The organism is Geofilum rubicundum JCM 15548 (assembly GCF_000974365.1).
Taxonomy (GTDB): domain Bacteria; phylum Bacteroidota; class Bacteroidia; order Bacteroidales; family Marinilabiliaceae; genus Geofilum; species Geofilum rubicundum.
Window position 1 is genome coordinate 18,234 of the sequence record NZ_BAZW01000041.1, and the last position, 18,970, is coordinate 37,203.

At 46.0% G+C, this 18,970-nt stretch carries 17 protein-coding genes; 5 read left to right on the plus strand and 12 right to left on the minus strand.

The features are described from left to right. Positions 1-3: 3 nt before the first annotated feature. The 5 genes from JCM15548_RS14985 to JCM15548_RS15005 form a co-directional block, all read right to left on the minus strand. The gene (locus JCM15548_RS14985; protein WP_062127109.1) at positions 4-1,542 is read right to left on the minus strand and encodes a hypothetical protein; all 1,539 of its coding nucleotides are present in this window, start codon (positions 1,540-1,542) and stop codon (positions 4-6) included. Positions 1,543-1,654: 112 nt separating this feature from the next. Next, the gene (locus tag JCM15548_RS14990; RefSeq protein ID WP_062127112.1) at positions 1,655-2,026 is read right to left on the minus strand and encodes a hypothetical protein; all 372 of its coding nucleotides are present in this window, start codon (positions 2,024-2,026) and stop codon (positions 1,655-1,657) included. Positions 2,027-2,242: 216 nt separating this feature from the next. Next, positions 2,243-2,659, minus strand: a complete 417-nt coding sequence (gene trxA, locus JCM15548_RS14995; protein ID WP_083985172.1) for a thioredoxin — start codon at positions 2,657-2,659, stop codon at positions 2,243-2,245. Positions 2,660-2,683: 24 nt separating this feature from the next. Beyond that, positions 2,684-3,643 carry an NAD(P)/FAD-dependent oxidoreductase gene (locus tag JCM15548_RS15000; protein WP_062127115.1) on the minus strand — a complete coding sequence of 320 codons (960 nt, stop codon included), beginning with the start codon at positions 3,641-3,643 and terminating at the stop codon, positions 2,684-2,686. 2 nt (positions 3,644-3,645) lie between these two features. Then, entirely contained in the window at positions 3,646-4,002 is a 357-nt protein-coding gene (locus tag JCM15548_RS15005; protein ID WP_173427665.1) for a YbbN family protein, read from the minus strand. 177 nt (positions 4,003-4,179) lie between these two features. Here JCM15548_RS15005 and JCM15548_RS15010 point away from each other — a divergent pair, with 177 nt between their 5' ends. After that, positions 4,180-4,872 carry a Crp/Fnr family transcriptional regulator gene (locus tag JCM15548_RS15010; protein WP_062127122.1) on the plus strand — a complete coding sequence of 231 codons (693 nt, stop codon included), beginning with the start codon at positions 4,180-4,182 and terminating at the stop codon, positions 4,870-4,872. Between the two features lie 190 nt (positions 4,873-5,062). Here JCM15548_RS15010 and yidC read toward each other — a convergent pair whose 3' ends face one another. The 5 genes from yidC to JCM15548_RS15025 all read right to left on the minus strand — a co-directional run bounded on the left by yidC (position 5,063) and on the right by JCM15548_RS15025 (position 10,590). After that, positions 5,063-6,145: a membrane protein insertase YidC gene (gene yidC, locus JCM15548_RS15015; protein ID WP_262487087.1), complete on the minus strand. Its 1,083-nt coding sequence runs from the start codon at positions 6,143-6,145 to the stop codon at positions 5,063-5,065. A 26-nt stretch (positions 6,146-6,171) separates the two neighbouring features. Continuing rightward, a complete protein-coding gene (locus tag JCM15548_RS25715; protein WP_262487088.1) occupies positions 6,172-6,930 on the minus strand; it encodes a YidC/Oxa1 family insertase periplasmic-domain containing protein in 759 nt (252 codons plus the stop codon). Between the two features lie 75 nt (positions 6,931-7,005). Continuing rightward, on the minus strand, positions 7,006-7,182 hold the full coding sequence (locus JCM15548_RS26635; RefSeq protein WP_439645456.1) for a glutamine amidotransferase-related protein: 177 nt from the start codon (positions 7,180-7,182) through the stop codon (positions 7,006-7,008). A gap of 65 nt (positions 7,183-7,247) precedes the next feature. Next, a complete protein-coding gene (gene pyrG, locus JCM15548_RS15020; RefSeq protein WP_305047425.1) occupies positions 7,248-8,618 on the minus strand; it encodes a CTP synthase in 1,371 nt (456 codons plus the stop codon). A 157-nt stretch (positions 8,619-8,775) separates the two neighbouring features. Next, positions 8,776-10,590 (minus strand): DUF349 domain-containing protein, encoded by a 1,815-nt coding sequence (locus JCM15548_RS15025; RefSeq protein ID WP_062127126.1) that lies wholly within the window; start codon positions 10,588-10,590, stop codon positions 8,776-8,778. A gap of 124 nt (positions 10,591-10,714) precedes the next feature. On the opposite strand from JCM15548_RS15025, the gene trmD reads away from it, so the two are divergent. Further along, positions 10,715-11,410 (plus strand): tRNA (guanosine(37)-N1)-methyltransferase TrmD, encoded by a 696-nt coding sequence (trmD, locus tag JCM15548_RS15030; RefSeq protein ID WP_062127129.1) that lies wholly within the window; start codon positions 10,715-10,717, stop codon positions 11,408-11,410. Between the two features lie 39 nt (positions 11,411-11,449). Here trmD and JCM15548_RS15035 read toward each other — a convergent pair whose 3' ends face one another. Together JCM15548_RS15035 and JCM15548_RS15040 are read right to left on the minus strand one after the other, a co-directional pair. Further along, positions 11,450-13,312: a PD-(D/E)XK nuclease family protein gene (locus JCM15548_RS15035; protein WP_157482807.1), complete on the minus strand. Its 1,863-nt coding sequence runs from the start codon at positions 13,310-13,312 to the stop codon at positions 11,450-11,452. A 73-nt stretch (positions 13,313-13,385) separates the two neighbouring features. Next, positions 13,386-14,324 carry a hypothetical protein gene (locus JCM15548_RS15040; protein WP_062127135.1) on the minus strand — a complete coding sequence of 313 codons (939 nt, stop codon included), beginning with the start codon at positions 14,322-14,324 and terminating at the stop codon, positions 13,386-13,388. A gap of 195 nt (positions 14,325-14,519) precedes the next feature. Between JCM15548_RS15040 and JCM15548_RS15045 the strand changes: the two genes are divergently transcribed. From JCM15548_RS15045 to JCM15548_RS26745, 3 genes are all read left to right on the plus strand, one after another. Beyond that, positions 14,520-17,336, plus strand: a complete 2,817-nt coding sequence (locus tag JCM15548_RS15045) for a 2-oxoglutarate dehydrogenase E1 component (protein WP_062127138.1) — start codon at positions 14,520-14,522, stop codon at positions 17,334-17,336. Positions 17,337-17,449: 113 nt separating this feature from the next. Then, complete coding sequence (gene sucB / locus JCM15548_RS15050) at positions 17,450-18,658, plus strand: dihydrolipoyllysine-residue succinyltransferase (RefSeq protein ID WP_262487089.1); 1,209 nt, start codon at positions 17,450-17,452, stop codon at positions 18,656-18,658. 134 nt (positions 18,659-18,792) lie between these two features. Beyond that, positions 18,793-18,970: DUF8507 family protein (locus JCM15548_RS26745; RefSeq protein ID WP_173427666.1), on the plus strand; the 178-nt coding region annotated here is incomplete at its 3' end.

Sequence of the window (18,970 nt, forward strand, 5' to 3'; positions counted from 1 at the left end):
AGGTTAGAACAATAAAGCATACAAAACGCCCAAAACCCCTAAGAGTGCTAGTGCATAAACCAGTTTGGCAGGCATCACGCCATTGTTTTCAGCGGTTTTGCCAAAAATACCGAAGACCAGGGGGTGCACCAAAAATGGCATAGCAAATACAAAGGCAATCAATCCGGAAGCTTGCTCGCCAAACATGCCGCCTTGTATGGCAGCGAAGAGTCCGAAATGCGAAATGGCGGATGCATTGGCCATCACAGAATCGTTGAGCCCCATACCGCCCAAATTGAGAATGAGCAATCCACCGAATACAGCCACCAACTGCCAGCCTAAAGAAAAGACCATCAATCCTTTAACTTCTTTGGCATCCTCCCTGTTGGCCTTTTTTAACAGACGAATGGCCCAATACGTCAGACCTAAACCAACCGCCACAATGGCCAGCGTGTAGGGAATGAGCAGTTTACCGGTGGTGGCGCTGGCCGCCAGCACGGAAAACACAAATATGTGACCAATAAAAGGGATGTTGATCATAATGGGAGCGCGCACCTGGGCTTCGTAGCCCAAATCGCCTGCTGTGCAGGCACCTGTCAGACCAGAATGCGACAGCGACCCTGCCATGCCCGGAGCCAGATTCCTGATGTTGTTGGCCTTGGCCCAGCCAATGAGCAGGGCCAGTCCGCCAAACATCCACAGGAGCTGACCAAAAAAGCCAAAAGATAATACAGCCGTCATGCCAGTCAGTGAAAAGGCCTCTGCAATGCGGGAGCCACCTACCATAAAATTGGCGGCCAATACCACAGGAATTCCGGCAAACAGGAGGGCGCGAATGGTGGGGCCAAATTTCCAGCGTGAGAAAGTCATGCCTAAGGTGACCGATAAAACCATGGCAAAGAAAATCTCGGGAAGTGCAATAATCGGACGCACCCAGCCGGCCATGTGCCAGGACAGTACCAGGACGCTCAAAATCAAGGCCGATTCCAGCATGCCTTTACGGATATAAACCGGTTTATTGGTGATTTTAGCCCTGTAGTCGATGAGAATGATGGATCCCACCAAACCGATGTATCCCAATAGCGGATAAAAACTATCCAGGGGTTCATTGTTGTCATAACCGACTATCACGCGTTTCAGGGATTCTATACCTATTAAAATAAAAAAGGCCCGAATCAAAAACATAAACTGGGTAAACTTGGTCCCCAAAAACATCTCATCGGTGGAAGGCTCCACAATATCTTTTAAATCGATTTCCTGTTTCGATATGAGCTTGCGGATTTCTTGTCCCCCCACAAAAAAGGAGGCACTCAATGCGGTAATCGTTACCTTGCTGGCAAAATCTACAATCGGGAATTCTGTCAGACCTGGCGTTCCCATCCCCGTTGTAACCATGACATAGCCCATCATCAACCCGAACACAACGATGATCAGGATGGGGGAATAGCGGGTGCCTGCCACAAAGGTGCGCGACACCAGAACCATTGAAATTACCAGTAAAAAAGTCAGCCAAAACTGGTTTAAAATGTGAGCATTGGCCATTTGGTCAGTAAAATACTCCATCGCAAATATATTAGGATTATAAAAAAAAGAATGTGTCAGGAACACGCTAAATGCTGAATATTAATCAGCGAGCGTGACAAAAATATACTTTTTTTTGTAATCCCAAGGTAGATTAAATGCCTAAAGCACGCGTCAAATCGTCTAATTTATCCAGGTGCAGGGTGCACATTTGCTCCATTTTATCTCTGAGTTTCAAATGAAGATGCATGTATTCATGCGTTTGCGTTATCGGGAAATCCTTATTGTAATACTGAATCTCCTGCTCCTGAACCTTAATTCGGTTGAGGGTCTGATGCAATTGTGCTTCATGCTCTTCAAGTACCATCATTTCCACCGTGTTCATCTCCTTGCCGGAATGATGCCTGGTCACCTCTTCATTGCGGGCTTTGACAATCTCAATTTCCTTTAGGAAACAACTCAAACGATTTTTCCAGAGTTTATATTCAAAGTCCAGATCCATCAAATACACATCGCCTTTCTTCATAATCGTAGTGGTTTTAGAGGTTGGCTTTTTGCTTTAGATTGCTTACGATAATACTTTGCTGTAAAATAGAAATTTTTAGGGAATAGTACAAGAGCCTCAAGAAAAAGCGACCAGGCCCCACGGCCTGGTCGCTTTTTTTGAGGGTATTATTTTCAGTTTATGAAATATCGTGATCATTCAGAGACACATCGCTTGACTCGTTTGCTCTTAATATCCTTAAGCATTCCGGATTTTTTTCAATAAAAAGTCCTTGCTCTTAACACCTACAAAGCGATTAACTTCCTTTCCGTCTTTCAACAAAAGCAGGGTGGGGATGCTGCGTACCTGAAATTTACCGGCCAGGTTTTGAAATTCCTCCACATTGACTTTGGCTACTCTTGCCTGGCCGTGCACATTTTCGGCCACCTGATTAAGGACGGGGGCCATCATCTTGCATGGCATGCACCACGAGGCCCAGAAATCAATCAACACAATGCCTTTGGCGGTCTCCTTGTTGAAATTTTTATCTGTTAAATGGCTTATTTCTTCGCTGTCCGGTAATTTGGAAAAATGCTTGATGCGTCGATAATTGAGGTATGAATATCCTGCAAATACGACTATAAACGTAATTAACCCTATTAATATTGGATGCATTGGTTCTATTTCTGTTGCGTTAAACTAGTTGACCAGCAGGCTTTTCTTTTTGGATTTCAGCTTATGGATGTAATCCGATGCGGCTAAGGCCGCCACGGTCGCATCACCAACAGCCGTGGTTACCTGACGGTAGCGTTTGGCGATGGCATCGCCGGCTCCATAGACACCGGGAATAGGGGTTTCCATTTCTGCATTCACCACCATTTCACCCCTTTGGTTCAAATCCAGTTTTCCTTTCAGAAATTCGGTATTGGGCACATAGCCGATAAAAATGAATACCCCGTCGGTTTTGAACCGTTCCGTTTCGTTGGTGTTTACATTCGTGATATCCACCGCTTCCAGATTCTCCCCGCCGTAAAAAGCAGAGACTTTGGAGGTCATTCTAAATTGGATTTTGGGGTGAGCTTTGGCTTCTTCTATGGCATGCTCAAAGGCCTGGAAATGGTCAAATTGGTGGACAATGGTTACTTTGGAAGCATATTTGGTCAGTGATACCGCCTCTTCGAGCGCTGAATTACCACCGCCCACTACCACAATTTCCTTGTCCGTAAAAAAATCACCATCGCAGGTGGCGCAGTAAGAAATGCCCTTTCCTTTGTAGGCAGACTCACCGGTCACGCCAAGGGTGCGACTGCGGCCTCCGGGGGTCAGGATGATGGCGTCTGCTGTGTAGGTGGTCCCGTTGGAAAGGGTCACCCGTTTCAACTCCTCCGACAACTGAAGGTCATCAATGCCAATGTTGGATTTGATGTCGCAACCAAATTTCTGTGCCTGTTTTTTCATAATGTTACCCAGCATGTAGCCATTGATGGATTCCACACCGGGGTAATTGGCAATTTCGTGCGTGAGAACCATTTGTCCCCCAACGGTCCCCTCACTTAAAATGAGGGTCCTGACGCGGGCCCGCGACAGGTAAATACCTGCCGTGAGTCCCGCCGGTCCACCACCAATTACAATTGTATCATAATGGTTCTTACTTTCCATAATTATGCTTTTACGGGTACGCCAAATTGCTCATTTAAAATAGAGGTTACCTGATCACGGCTCTGAATACTGGATGTCGCTTTAACCACTTTGCCATTTTTGTAATAGATGGTGAAAGGTATGCCCATAAAACCACGCACTTCAGGAAGATTGCGAATAACATGTGCTTCCGGATTGTCAAATTCCATGTCGAAGAATTTCACGTGTCCGTATTCCTCTTCCAGTTCTTCCATGATGCCGTATACGGGAATACACATGGGGCCCATGCGGCCACAGCATACCATTACATTTTCGTTTTCGTTGATGATTGTGGCGTGTTGATCCGCCGTCTCGATGTGATTTAAATTGGTGTACAACATGATTTTTTTATTTTATAGTTATTAATTTGTTGGGGGATTATTATCCCTTTCTCTCTGTTGACAAAATTACAAGGTCCTCGTCATTTTTAACTAAATTTGTCGCTCGACGAGAACCGCCTCTCAGTTGATCTAGCTCAACTTATTTGTTGAGGTTAATCGGTGTTAAATGTTTGAAGCATGAAAACCATTCAGGAAAATGACCATGAATTTATTTGTGATATTGACGCACCCTGCTTTCATATGCTGGTAGGCGAGGAGCTCGACCTGGTGCGCGAGAGTAAGACCCAGGTTTTATTCAGAAAAGGGGAGAACCTGACCAAGCAGGGGACTTTTGCTTCCTATATTCTGTTTATTATTAAGGGCGTTGTAAAGCAGCATCTGGAAGAAGGGGATAAGAATTACAATCTGCGCCTGATTAAACCGGGTGAATTTGTGGGACTGTCCACCGTTTTTGGAAAAAACACCTACAATTATTCCACCATAGCCCTGACGGATACCCAAACCTTGCTGATTGAGAAAAGTGCCATTGAGCAACTGACGCGTAACAACGGGCAGTTTGCCTTTAATCTCATTCAACGCTATTGTGAGCAAAGTGCCATGTTGTATGGCAGTATTCGTAATTTGATGTATAAGCAGATGAATGGTCGCCTGGCCGATGCGCTGCTCTATTTAAGCGGGGAGGAGTGGGGCACTTATGATGTGTTTACCCTCTTGAGCAGAAAGGACCTCAGCGATTTTGCCGGCATTTCTACAGAGAGCACGGTCAAGCTGCTGAAGGCCCTGGAAAAGGACGGCATCATTCAATTGAACGATAAAAACATAGCCATACTGAATCGCCCTGTTTTGCAGGAAATTGCTGAGAAGGGGTGAGAAGGGTGAGAAGGGTGGATTGGGTAGTAAGGGGGGATTGGGTAGGAAAGGTAGGAAGGGGCGATTGGGATGAAAGGAATGGAAGGGTTGGTTGGGTAGATGGAAGATGTCAGATAATACATAACAAAGCCGGGTACTTTTGTATCCGGCTTTGTTATTTGGTTATTCGTCTTATTGTTGAAGGCGTGTCTTATCGCTTCTTGCTACCTTTTTTCAGCTGCTGTTGCTGCTTGGTCATGTCTTCCAGACGCTGGGCAAATTTTGATTTTTTGACCGGTTTCTTTTGCTGGGCCTGAATCTTCCTCAATAACAATTTTTCATCCACAAACTGACGAATCAGCAGGGTTTGTCCAATGGTAATCAAAGTCGATACAAAGTAGTAGTAACTCAAACCAGAAGAGTAGCTGTTAAAGAAGAACAGGAACATCACCGGCATCATGTACATCATCGTTTTCATACCCGGCATTTGGTTGGCCGACTGCGTCATCTCTGCATTCATCTTGGTATAAATGATGTTGGCAGCAGCCATTAACAGGGTAAAGAGACTCACGTGTGCCCCGTAGAAAGGAATGTTGAAAGGCAGTTCCAGAATCGAATCATAGGTCGACAAATCCGTCGCCCACAAGAAACTTTCCTGACGCAATTCGATGGATGCCGGGAAAAAGCGGAACAAGGCAATCAAAATAGGCATCTGCAAAAGCATGGGCAAACAGCCCCCCATGGGGTTGACGCCGGCTTTCTTGTACAGGGCCATGGTGGCCTGCTGGCGCTCCATGGCTTTGTCCTTTGGTATGCGCTCGTTGATCTCATCTATCTGAGGCTTTAAGACCTTCATTTTAGCGGATGAGATGTAGGATTTATAGGTGAGCGGAAATAAAATTAATTTGATTAAGACGGTGAGCAGAAGTATGATGATACCATAGCTGCCAATGAAGCCTTCCAGAAAGTGAAAAACGGGAATGACGGCATATCTGTTGATCCATCCCAATATACCCCATCCCAGGTCAATCAATTGGTTCAATTCCAATTCCTTGTCATAGCTGTTCAGGGTGTAAAAACGGTTGGGCCCAAAATAGAACCGAAAGCCAATTTCCTGATTGCTGCTAAAGTCAATGGGCACCACGGCCTCGGCTTTGTTGTAGCGCAGGAAGGGACTGCTTTCATCTTCTTCAATATTGCTTTCAATCAAGGCACTGGCAAAAGGTTCATTGGCAATGAACACCGATGTGAAAAACTGACCTTTAAAGCCAATCCATTTGACTTTGGTACGCAAATCTTCACTATCGTTTTTAGTGGCCTTTAGCAGTCCACTTCATCCAGGTGGTATTTGTAATAGAGGCCTGAATATTGTTGTTCATGTGTCCGGCTTTTTTCAAAAGCGGGCATTTCCACATACCAGTTGATATCAATGCTTCCCCTGGGGGTGGCCATCAAGTTATTCAGGTTGTTGGTATTCAGTTTGAATTGGGTCATGTACTCATCCGGGGGCAAAACGTAGCTGAATTGAAGACTTTCGCCTACATCCGTGCCCAATTCAAATACAATGCTGCTGTCGTTCTGTAATTTGGCGTCGAAATATAAATCGTTGGTATTAAATACCCGGGTGTTGTGTGTGAAAGTAAAACCAAATTTGTTGCCTTCTCCATCAAACAAAATCAACGGTTCTCCCAGATGGGTTTCGTATTCTTTCAACTCTACTGAATAGATACGGCCGCCACGGTTGCTAAAGACGATACGCACCTTATTGTTTTCAACCGTATAGAACTGTTGTTCCCCTTCCACAAAGGGAGCCATATGGCCATAAATTTGCTGGTTACGGTCGTTGCGTACCGTGTCATCTGCCAATGCTTCATCTGGAGACAATTCAACAGGGGCTTGTTCGGCAGCCTGTCTGGCTGCTGCATCCAGCTCCTGTTGCTGGAGCATTTCCACTCTCTGTAATGAGTCGCGCTGTTGTCGTATGGCTTCAATTTCGTCAGAGGATGGCTTGTTGATAAACCAGAAACCTATCAATATTAGTGTGATGAGCACTAAACCGGTTATCGAATTTTTATCCATTTTAAGTTGTTATGTTGTTGATATCAGTCTTTTATCTTGTTCCGTCCGTTGATTTGAGCGGTGTTTTTGAATCGCTTATGCTTCCACTTTTTCGCTGATGGCGGCCTTAATAAAGGCCATAAAAACAGGGTGGGGTTTCAGCACGGTACTGCTGTACTCCGGATGAAACTGAACGCCTACAAACCACTTGTGTGAAGGTAGTTCAATGATTTCTACCAGACCAGTGTCGGGATTGATCCCGGTGGCCTTCATACCGGCTTTTTCATAGTCCGCCAGATATTCGTTGTTGAATTCATAACGGTGGCGGTGACGCTCCTTTATCTTTTCTGTGTTGTAGCTTTGAAAACCCGACTGTCTTTTTTGAGTTGACAGTCATAGGCGCCCAAACGCATGGTGCCTCCTTTGTCGGTGATATTCTTCTGGTCTTCCATCAGGTCAATCACCGCATGAGCGGTGGTGTGGTCCATTTCTTTGGAGTTGGCTTTTTCCAGATGCAAAACGTTACGGGCAAACTCAATAACAGCGCACTGCATACCTAAGCAGATGCCCAAAAATGGTACATTGTTTTCGCGGGCATGTTTTACGGCGAGAATTTTTCCATCAAAACCACGGTGTCCAAAACCTGGTGCCACTATAATACCCTGCAAATTCTTCAGCTTTTCTGCAACGTTCTCTTTGTTGATATTTTCACTTTGGATGCTCACTATTTCCACTTTACGGTCACAGTAGGTGGCTGCATGAATAAGAGCTTCCACAATGGATTTGTAGGCATCCGGCAATTCGACATACTTACCCACCAAACCTATTTTGACGGTTTCCTTGGCGGAATTCAGCTTGGTCAGAAATGCTTTCCATTCTTTCAGCTCTGGTTTTTGATCGATGGGCAGCCGCAACTTTTCCATCACTATTTCGTCCAGACCTTCTTCCTGCATTTTTACAGGAACTTCGTAAATGGATTTTACATCGATGGACTGGATAACGGCCTTGCTGTCAACGTTACAGAACAGCGCGACCTTTTTGCGGATGTCGGTGGCCAGATTTCTTTCTGTGCGCAGCACCAATACATCGGGCTGAACCCCAATTTCGAGCAGGGCCTTTACCGAATGTTGGGTGGGCTTGGTTTTTAATTCTCCGCTGGCTGCCAGATAGGGCACCAGGGTCAAATGGATGACCAGGGCCCGTGAACCCAGTTCCCATTTCAATTGGCGAACCGCTTCAATGTAAGGAAGAGATTCAATATCACCAACGGTACCCCCGATTTCGGTAATCACCACATCAAAGCGGTGCTTGTTGCCCAGCAATTTGATGTTGCGTTTTATTTCGTCGGTAATGTGTGGAACAATCTGAACGGTCTTTCCCAGAAAGTCGCCTCGCCGCTCTTTATTGATAACGTTTTGGTAGATGCGTCCGGTGGTTACATTGTTGGCTTGAGAAGTCGGCACGTTCAAAAAACGCTCGTAATGCCCCAGGTCCAAATCTGTTTCGGCACCATCCTCTGTTACATAGCACTCTCCATGTTCATAGGGGTTGAGTGTTCCAGGATCCACATTCAGATAGGGATCTAATTTTTGAATGGTTACTTTATAACCTCTGGCTTGTAAAAGTTTAGCCAGTGAAGCTGATATGATTCCTTTTCCCAACGAAGAGGCAACCCCTCCGGTAACAAAGACGTAACGAGTATCCGGCACGGCATAATGTGTTTAAAATTTTACATACCATTATCCGGACAAATCGGTGCAAGCATTTCTATTGGTTGAAATACAGTAGGTTTGCCCTAAATGGTTCAAATAACAAACCACAAAGGTAGCAAAATCTATTCTAAAATGAGGCGACAAAAAGGAATTGTTACAGCATCTCATCAATTAAATCTAGCTTCTTATTAAGGAGACGGATGTTGCGTTTACCACTTTCAATTTTATGCTGGAAATCACGTACCAGGGCATCGGAATTTTTCGATTTGGCGAAAAAGCCGATGTTGTTTTCCCACAATATGATGTCATTTTCCAGTTGTTTTAACTTGATAATGATTTTGTTGCGTTCCTGACCTATTTTTTCGTTGAACTGGTCGTTGGTTTTCCAGTTTTCGAGTTTGTTGCGAAATTTTTGCAGGTTTTTGTCGACTTCGTTGAGGTTCAAATGATCAAATTTCTGATTGATCAGATTTCTGAATTCCTGGTTGACCCGGTCTTTTTCCTTGATGGGCACAAAGCCAATGTCGGACCAGCGACGCTGGAATTCCTGCAAGGCCTCAAAACACTGTTCACTGTCGTCTTTCAACTCAAAAGCACTGAGTTCTGCAATAATCGCTTCCTTTAATTTAAGATTGTTATCCTGCGCTTCATCAATGTTGCTAAAGAAATCTTTTTTACGGTTGAAGAAATAATCGCAGGCTTCGCGGAAGCGTTTCCAAACAACATCGGACTGCTTGCGGGGCACCGGTCCAATCTCTTTCCACTTTTTTTGAATACGAATGTATTCATCGGTGGCTTTTTTCCAGTCCTGACTGTCTTTCATGGCCTCCGCCTGAATACAAAGCTCTGTCTTAAGCTGTAAGTTGTTTTGTTGGTCTTCTTTGTAGCTCTTGAAAAAATCACGCTTGTTGTTGAAGAAGGTGTCACAAGCTTTTCGGAAGCGCTCATACACCAAATTGTTTTCTTTTTTAGGCGCAAAGCCGATGGTTTTCCATATTTGCTGTAAGTCAATCAGCTGCTTGCTTTTTTCTTCCCACTCCTTGGGAGAGGTCAATTCTTTTTCCAAAAGGCTTTCCGCTTTTTCACACAGTTCGGTTTTGGCCTCCAGATTTTTCCTGAGCTGGTTTTTCAAAGATTCAAAATGCTCTTGTTGCCGCTGATTGATTTTGGCGGTAACGGCCTTAAACCGGTCCCATAATTCCTCTTTTTTGTCGCGCGGCACCGGACCCACCTCACGCCACTGGTCATGCAAGTTTTGAAGGGATTTAAAGGCCTTGACGGGAGACGGTTCTAGCATCAGGGCCTCCGCTTTTTCACACAACTCTATTTTTAGTTCATAATTTTTTTTGAGATCCAGATCCCGGAGTTCGTTGTTGATTTTTATGTAGTTGTAAAAATTTTCAACATGTAAGTGGAAGGTTTCCCACAGGTCATGCAGCTTACTTTGCGGAACCGGCCCTATGTCGCGCCACTTTTGCTGCAAATCCCTGAACTCCTGAAAAGTATCGTTGAGTGATTCTTGTCGGTTAAGCAAGTCTTTAATACCCTCGATCACTTCATATTTGGCGACCAGATTTTTTTCCTTTATCTGTTCCTGCGATTGGCGTTCATTGTCCCGTTTGCTGCGGTACTCAAATAGCAAGGCCGAGAATTGCTTTTGCAATTCATCGGGTTGGTGGACAAATAGTTCAATGGGTTCACCGGATTCCACAAATACCTTTCTGGCTTTGTCCTCAATTTCTTCCGAGGCTTTATCAAAAACTTTACGGATGTTGTCCACCTGCTCCTTAATATCGCCAACCGGTTTTTCTTTGAGCAGTTGTTTCAGAAGGCCGATAAGGGCTTCGCGATCCAGTGCCGAATAATCATCCGCCTCATTGGCCGCTGGCTTTTCTGCGGATGTGTTATCCGCATTCACATTGGTTCCCTCAAAGGGATCCTTGTTCAGTTCATTTGATTCCATCACCATAGGTGTTTGGGTTTTATCAGAATACGAATATATCACATTACAGGCAATGCTCAAAGTTTTTTAAAAAAAACCTTTTGAGTCATATTGCTCATCCTTTGTTATCTTTGTGGCAAAATTGAAGGTTATGCGCATCGATATATTGACGCTTTTTCCTGATATGTTTCAGGGGCCATTTTCTGAAAGTATTATAAAACGGGCCGTTGAGCAGGGTAGCGTAGAAATTGTTCTGCATGATATCCGGGACTATTCGAGGGACAAACATAAGCAGGTGGACGATTATCCCTTTGGTGGTGGCGCTGGCATGGTGATGCAAATTGAACCGATAGCCGCCGTGATTGAGCAGTTGAAATCAGAAAGAAGCTACGATGAAATCATGTACATGTCGCCCGATGGACAACGGCTCAACCAGGGCATTGTCAACCAGCTGTCGCTCAAGGATAATATGATTATTTTATGCGGGCATTACAAAGGGGTGGATCAGCGCATCCGGGACCATTACATCACCCGGGAAATTTCCATTGGTGATTATGTGCTGACTGGTGGAGAACTGGCGGCAGCAGTCGTGGTGGATTCGTTGGTGCGACTCATTCCCGGTGTTATTTCTGATGAGACATCGGCCTTGTCCGATTCCTTTCAGGACAACCTCCTGGCGCCTCCGGTTTATACGCGTCCTGCTGAATTCAACGGTTGGCGGGTGCCGGATATTTTACTGTCGGGCCATCAGGCCAAAATTGACCAATGGCGGGAAGATCAGGCCCTGGCACGGACTAAAAAGCTCAGACCGGATTTGTTGGATGAGGGGGAAGGGGAAAAAGGGTAGATGGGGTAGAATGGGTAAAAAAGGTAAGATGTTTAAGGGTTATTCCCGTAAACAGTGTTTGTTAAAGACACAGTAACCACAGCTTTTTTTATGGTCGGTCTGCACAAAGGGTGTTTGGGCATCGAAGAGTTCGGTCAACACCAGGTTTAATTGGGTGGTGAAGGCCGCCTTGACTTCTTCGAGGGCCACAGGTGTTTTCTTTTTGTTTTGGATGCGGAGGATCCGGCTGTCATATAAGTCCTTGAACAGTTCTTTGACGGAAATAACACCCGGTTCAATGTTGTTGTGTCCGAGGTTGTCCGACTTGATTAAACCATATAAGAGGGTCTGAAAAATGGCTTTGTTATCACTGTGTCTTTCGCGGTTAAACAAGTCTTCAATTTCTCTGAATTCTTTGCCGGCCTTCCCGGTTTTATAATCGAGGATGCGTACCATGCCCTCTTTTTCGTCTGTACGGTCAATGGTCCCGCCCAAATTGACACTTATTTCCGGGTTCAGGGGGTGACCGGTTTCCACCCGTTCTTCCAAAGCGTGCAATCTAAAGGGGGTCACCTGCTTTTCGCAGTGCAGAAAACGGACGATGTATTTGAAAAGGATTTCGTAGACCAGGCTGTTTTTTCCTTGTAAATCGGTGAATGCTCCTGATTTTTGCCGAATAAAGGGAATGTTTTTTTCAAAGACCTGATCCATACTGGATTTAATGCGGGCTTTGTCGCCCAACCATTGGTCCAGATCGCTTTCCTGCACCATTTTACCGACAAAGGGTTGGTAAATGAGCTCGACCATTTCGTGAAATAAGTTGCCAAAAACCCGGGGGTCGAGGTCCTCACTGATGCTGTCGGGTTCGTTGATCTGGGCCACATAGCGGTAGTAGAATCTGAGCGGACATTCGATATAGGTACTGAGGGCACTGGGCGACAGGTTTCTGCCGCCGGGGGTGAGATAAGTGCTCAGTATCTGCATGACTGCTTCGCTTTTTGTGGCCGTGATATCGGGTTGGGTGGGGATGGTCAGCTGTTTGTAAGGGGTTTCCACCTTTAGTTTTCCGGGATATTCGTAATAAAGCTGCTGCAAGAAACGGCTCATTTCGCCTTCTTCACTGGTCGATTTGGAGGTGGTATAGACCAGTTTGATTCTTTTGGCCCGATGAATCAGGCGGTAGAAGTAGTAGGCAAATATGGCATCCTGATTGTCGATCGTCGGCAGGCCATAGCCTTTTCGTAAGTTGAATGGGATGAAAGAGTTGGGAGGTGTTGTTTTAGGAAACACCCCTTCGTTCATGCCAATGATGATCAGGTTCTCAAAATCGAGGGCCCTGGTTTCGAGCAAGCCCATTATTTGCAGTCCTTGCAAGGGTTCGCCTTTGAATGGGACGGACTGCCCGGCCACCAGTTTTTTGAAGAGCGATTGCCAGGTCTGTGGGTTGGGCTGCTGGGGAAGGTCCGTTAATATATCTGACAGCCGCTTAATGGTGGTGAACAAAAAAAAGATGAATTCCATTTCCAGTTTTTTGTCGCCCTGCTTTTCCAATTGCCGGTAAACCATAATCAGTAGTTCGTTCAGATAGGTAGTAAGGGCAGCAGTGGTGTCTATTTTTTGGAATATGGCTGCCAATTGGGGTGTTTCATTCAGGCGGCTGCCTTCAATGAATAGCTGGTTAGAGGCGATCAGATGGTGAATAAGGGACTGGCTGCCCTCCTCGAGGATGGTTTTCATGTATTGATGCCGCAATAGGGCCAACACATCCCGGTGGTAAAACCACGTTTTACCTTCACGGGTGGTTCGCGTGGTCTTTTGCATGGCCAGCAAATTTTCTACCAGTGAAAAGGCCGGGGTGTTTTTTAGCGGATAGCCCAGGGTGATGTTGATGGAGGAATAAGCCGCCGGGATTGAGTGCAGCACCGGCAAAAGTTGCTGTTCATCAGCGAGAATCAGGCTGTTTTTTCTTTTTGAGAGGTGGTCAGGGCCACCTCTTTCAGAAAATCATGTGCACCTGTGCCTGCACCAGTTCGTTGGATGCTGCGGAAATGGTAATATCCGCTGTTTCATCTGTAAAGGGCGCCTCCCAATCGGACGGAGAGGGGTAGTCCTGGAGATTGGACTTAATAAACAGAGCGGCTTCGTGGGTGACCTTGATTTTTGGGTTGGAGGGGTCGGGGATTTCCTGCAGGATTTTTTGGGGATAATCCCGAAAAAAGGTGGCTTTGTTTTGGATGTTGAGAAAGTGAAAAATGACTTTTTCACTTTCATTCAAAGCATTGAATCCTGCAAAAACGACCCTTTTATAGGGGAGAGGCAGGTGTTTTTCGGCACGTACTTTTTCAGCCACCCGTCTGATGACCATGCCATCGTAGGCTTCATTTTGCCCGGTGAGCGACTGCCGGTAATGAAGGTATAAATCGTAGAGCTTGTCCCACACCGCCAGAAAGCTCTCCTGCTGTTCAGAGAGTCTGACCGGGTCGAAGGTCTCCCAAAAGCCCTGAATGGCTTCGATTTGCTCATCCGAAAGATGGGTGAAGTCCCCTTCCAGTTTTTTGATGGCCGCCAGATTGGCAAAAACCTCTTTGGGGTTGGCCATGTATTTGTCAATGTCGTTAAAGTCGCTGAGCAGCATCTCTCCCAGGGGCAAAAACTCGTCTATGGTGATGTCGGATGACATCACCTCAGAATAAGCGGTATGTAATTTGAATAAAAGGGATATGCTGTCGCTGACCGGTGTGGCATCCATCTCATTGAAAAACTCATTGATGGTAATGATTTTGGGTGCCCATATGGGTTCTTCAACGAGTTGCCCCAATTGTCGGTTAAAAAAGAGACAGGCACGCCGGCTGGGGAAAACAAAACAAAATTCGTTTATTTCTGTTAAATGATAGGAGATGTGATACCGGGCCAGGCGTTCAAGAAATGTATGCATGGATTATTTTGCTTGAGGTGAGTTTCAAAGATACGGAAAGCAGAAAAAAGAACGATGGGAACCTCGTACCGTTTTGCTTATTTATTGTTATTTTAGTGTGGAATTTTATCATGCCTTAAAGCCGAAATTAGAAATAACCGGTTTGGGCCAAGTCTGTTTGTGCATTTTTTAATGAAATTGTGATTATATAAAACTATGGATGATTTTTCGTTTGTCGGCAATAGCGACATTGGAGTTGTTGAATCATTATACCAGCAATACAAAAAGGACCCCTCTTCGGTCGACCCGGGTTATGTTCATTTCTTTAAGGGCTTTGATTTTGCCCTGGCCCATTTTAACGGGGCGCCCGGGGAAGGTATTGGGAAGGAATTTAACGTTATTAACCTGATTCATGGCTACCGTCAACGGGGGCATTTATTTACCAAGACCAATCCCGTGCGGGCACGCCGGCAGTATTTTCCCACGCTTGATATTGAAAATTTTGGATTGTCAGAGGCGGATTTGGATACGGTATTTCAGGCCGGTAGTCAGATTGGTATCGGATCAGCTACGTTGCGGGACATCGTTGATCATCTTCAGGAGACCTACTGTGAATCCATTGGTGTAGAGTATTTGTATGTAAGGATGCCGGAGGTGGTGACCTGGCTGCGTGAGAAAATGGAGTCGGTCCGAAATGTTCCCAATTACGATGAAGAGCGGAAAACCACCATTTTTCGGTTTCTTAAGCGGGCGGTGGGTTTTGAAGCTTTTGTGCACAAGAAGTTTGTGGGACAAAAACGCTTTTCACTGGAGGGCTCGGAGGGCCTGATACCCGGATTAAAAGCCCTGTTGAATAAGGGAGGTGAATTGGGTGCTGAGGAGTTTGTTTTGGGAATGGCCCACCGGGGGCGCCTCAATGTTTTATCCAACGTGCTGGGCAAGCCTTACCGAAAAATATTCAAGGAGTTTGTCGCCGATGAGTACGATGACAATGTCTCACTGGGTGATGTCAAGTACCATTTGGGCTATGACAATGTGGTGAAAACACTGAGTAAGGAAGTCAGGGTGAGTCTCCTACCCAATCCGTCTCACCTGGAAGCGGTTACGCCTGTTGCCGAAGGTCTGGCCCGGGCCCGGGTGGATCATGCCTATGATGGCGATTATGATAAGGTAGTACCTGTGATCATCCACGGGGACGCAGCCATCGCCGCGCAGGGCGTGGTATATGAAGTGGTGCAGATGGCGAAATTACCCGGTTATAAAACCGGGGGAACCATCCATGTGGTGGTGAACAATCAGGTGGGCTTTACCACCAATTACGTCGAGGCCCGGTCGAGCACCTACTGTACCGATGTGGGCAAGGTGACCAACAGTCCTGTTTTTCATGTGAATGGGGACGATGCCGAAGCGATTGTTTATGTCTTTGAGCTGGCCATGGAATTTCGGCAGAAATTCAATTCTGACGTCTTTATTGATATCCTATCCTACCGAAAGTATGGTCATAACGAAGGGGATGAGCCCCGCTTTACACAGCCGACGCTTTATAAAGCCATTGCTTCTCATCCCAATTCAAGAGAGATATATGGAAAGGAATTGGTTGAGCAAAAGGTTTTTACAAAGACCAGACTAAAGGAGCTCATTGAGAAATTTGACCGCTACCTGGAGACGGAGTTTGAAGCTTCGGGGCAAATAGAAAAGATGTCCATTGCCCGTTTCATGCCGGATTTGTGGAGTGACTACAAGTACCCGAAAACGGAGGATTTTGATGTGCAGCCCAAAACCGGGGTGTCCATGAAAGAAATTCATGAGTTGTGTGAACAGTTGAATCAGTTGCCGGAGGAAAAGAATTTTTTCTCGAAGGTGCACAAGATTCTGGATGAACGGAAGAAAATGATCAGCTCCGGCAAGGCCGATTGGGCCATCGCAGAAACCATGGCCTACGCGACTTTGATCAATGACGGGCATCCGGTCCGTTTAAGTGGTCAGGATTCTGAACGTGGTACTTTTGCGCACCGGCATGCCAGTTTTACGGTGGAAGAAATCAATGAACGCTACATGCCGCTGAGGCACCTCAATGATAGCCCTGTTTCCTTTAACGCCTTTAACTCGCTGTTGTCGGAATATGGCGTTTTGGGTTTTGAATATGGTTATGCGCTGGGAGTGCCAAAGGGATTAACCATATGGGAGGCGCAGTTTGGTGACTTCTTCAATGTGGCTCAGGTGGTCATTGACCAGTACATTAGTTCTGCTGAAGAAAAATGGGGTCTGATGAACGGTCTGGTGCTTTACCTGCCGCATGGCTATGAGGGCCAGGGACCAGAGCATTCCAGTGCACGCATTGAGCGTTTTCTGAACTTGTCGGCCCGCAACAACATCCAGGTGATGAACTTTACCACTCCGGCCAATTTGTTTCATGCCTTAAGGCGCCAGATGAAACGTGATTTCATGGTGCCCATGGTGATTTTTACGCCCAAGAGTTTGTTGCGTCATCCCAAATGTATTTCGCCTCTGGACGATTTGGAAAAAGGGGTGTTTCAGGAGGTTATCGATGACGATAATGTGGATATGGCGTCGGTCACCCGCCTCGTTTTTTGCACGGGGAAAGTGTATTATGATTTACTGGCCCGAAAGGAAGAATTGAATGCACGCAATGTAGCCTTGGTGCGCATTGAACAATTACATCCCTTTCCCAGAAAGGCCGTGACCAAAATTTTAGAGAAATATAAACATGTTTTGTTGAAGTTATGGGTGCAGGAAGAGCCTGAGAATATGGGGGCATGGACCTATATCAGAAGCATGCTGCCGGATGAGTATCTGGTACCTGTGGCCCGACTGGCCAGTGCCAGTCCGGCCACCGGCCTGACCGGCCTGCACAATGTAGGTCAGAATGAGTTGGTGAACAAAGTATTTAAAAAGTGCCATTGTGACCTCAAGTTACCCTATTGTAACCTGAATTGCATGGAGGGAAAAACGCGGGAGGAAATCCTTAAAGCCCATTATTACTTTGATGAAAAGCCCCGTTTTTCGATATAAAATATTAAAAAATAACAACTGTTATTTATGATAGTAGAGGTAAAAGTTCCGACACCCGGAGAATCCATATCAGAGGTAGAACTATCCAGCTGCTGGTAGAAGATGGCGATCTGGTGCGTAAAAACCAGGACTTGGCCGAAGTTGAGTCCGATAAAGCCACTTTGTCGATTACCGCACCCGAAAGCGGAAAAATTCAGATTTCTGTCGCGGCGGGATCAACGGTTAAAGTGAATGCCATTGCCTGCAAAATTGACACTTCTGTGGAAGTGCCGGAAGAAGAGGAAGAAGATGGGGCAGAGGATTCTGAAAAGGAAGAAGTAACGGATAGCCAGGGCAAGGGCACAGAAAAAAAGGCCGGGGCTGAGCAAGCGGCAGCGGAAAAATCCGCCAAAGATAAGCCCGCAGACAAGGATACATCTTCCCCACTTAAAACCACACCTTTGGCCAGGAGTAAAATGGCAGCCGAACAACTGTCGGCCGACGAGGTGCTTAAAGGCCTGAAAAAATTATCATCCAGGGAGGTCGATACCATACTTGACATGCGCCAGAATGGCGACTGGTCGGGAAGCGCCACCCAGGGCACTGAAGCCTCGCGTGAGCAGGCGCGCAAGCCCATGAGTAACCTGCGCAAGCAGTTGAGCAAGCGACTGGTCCAGGTCAAGAACGAAACGGCCATGCTCACCACTTTTAACGAGGTGGACATGTCCGCTCTGATGGATCTGCGTAAAAAGCACCAGGAGGCCTTTGTCAAAAAATATGGCTTCAAGATCGGCCTGATCAGTTTCTTTTTAAAAGCTTCCGCTCAGGCTCTGTTGCATCGTCCCATGGTCAACAGCATGCTCGATGGGGATGACATCATCACCCCCAATTATGTGGATATATCCGTGGCCATGCAATCGCCCAAAGGCTTAATGGTACCGGTTATCAGAGATGTCCACAGCCGGTCACTGGCACAAATCGAAGAGGCCATGCAGACCATGGCCACCAAGGTACGTAGCGGAAAAGTCTCCTTGGAAGAAATGACCGGCGGCACCTTTACCCTCACCAATGGGGGTGTCTTTGGTTCCATGATGTCCACTCCGCTCATCAATCCCCCTCAGTCGGCCATCATTGGCATGCACAACATCGTGGATCGTCCGGTAGCCATCAATGGCCAGGTGGAAATACGCCCCATGATGTACATCGCCTTGAGCTATGATCACCGCATCATTGATGGCAAGGATTCCGTCGGATTTTTAGTGGATGTTAAAAAGGCGATTGAAAATCCGGTTTCCCTGGTTTTTGGGGGACAGAATCCGGAGGAGATGTTGTTGGGATTGTGATGGGGATGGGTTGGTAGGGTTGAGTGGGTTGATAGGGTTAAAGGCAAATAGGGTTGGAAGCGTTGGTAGGTTCTGAAGAAGTATAGCAAATTGAAAATGAATGGTTAAATTTTTAGAAAACTAAGACTTTTTTTATGGGAACAGCATTGAGTAACATGCAAATAGAGCTTTTAAAGCTTTATTCAACAAATATTCCCGATGAGCAATTGAGGGAAATAAAGCTTTTATTAAGCCATTATTTTGCTGATAAAGCATCTGATGGAATCGATAAACTATGGGATGAAAATAACTGGAATAATGACACTATGAAGC

What these genes read in the sequence shown, in the direction of transcription:
- JCM15548_RS14985 (WP_062127109.1), bottom strand. Translation starts at nt 1,542, where the DNA reads ATGGAGTATTTTACTGACCAAATGGCCAATGCTCACATTTTAAACCAG.
- JCM15548_RS14990 (WP_062127112.1), bottom strand. Translation starts at nt 2,026, where the DNA reads ATGAAGAAAGGCGATGTGTATTTGATGGATCTGGACTTTGAATATAAA.
- trxA (WP_083985172.1), bottom strand. Translation starts at nt 2,659, where the DNA reads ATGCATCCAATATTAATAGGGTTAATTACGTTTATAGTCGTATTTGCA.
- JCM15548_RS15000 (WP_062127115.1), bottom strand. Translation starts at nt 3,643, where the DNA reads ATGGAAAGTAAGAACCATTATGATACAATTGTAATTGGTGGTGGACCG.
- JCM15548_RS15005 (WP_173427665.1), bottom strand. Translation starts at nt 4,002, where the DNA reads ATGTTGTACACCAATTTAAATCACATCGAGACGGCGGATCAACACGCC.
- JCM15548_RS15010 (WP_062127122.1), top strand. Translation starts at nt 4,180, where the DNA reads ATGAAAACCATTCAGGAAAATGACCATGAATTTATTTGTGATATTGAC.
- JCM15548_RS25715 (WP_262487088.1), bottom strand. Translation starts at nt 6,930, where the DNA reads ATGGATAAAAATTCGATAACCGGTTTAGTGCTCATCACACTAATATTG.
- JCM15548_RS26635 (WP_439645456.1), bottom strand. Translation starts at nt 7,182, where the DNA reads ATGAAGGCCACCGGGATCAATCCCGACACTGGTCTGGTAGAAATCATT.
- JCM15548_RS15025 (WP_062127126.1), bottom strand. Translation starts at nt 10,590, where the DNA reads ATGGTGATGGAATCAAATGAACTGAACAAGGATCCCTTTGAGGGAACC.
- trmD (WP_062127129.1), top strand. Translation starts at nt 10,715, where the DNA reads ATGCGCATCGATATATTGACGCTTTTTCCTGATATGTTTCAGGGGCCA.
- JCM15548_RS15040 (WP_062127135.1), bottom strand. Translation starts at nt 14,324, where the DNA reads ATGCATACATTTCTTGAACGCCTGGCCCGGTATCACATCTCCTATCAT.
- JCM15548_RS15045 (WP_062127138.1), top strand. Translation starts at nt 14,520, where the DNA reads ATGGATGATTTTTCGTTTGTCGGCAATAGCGACATTGGAGTTGTTGAA.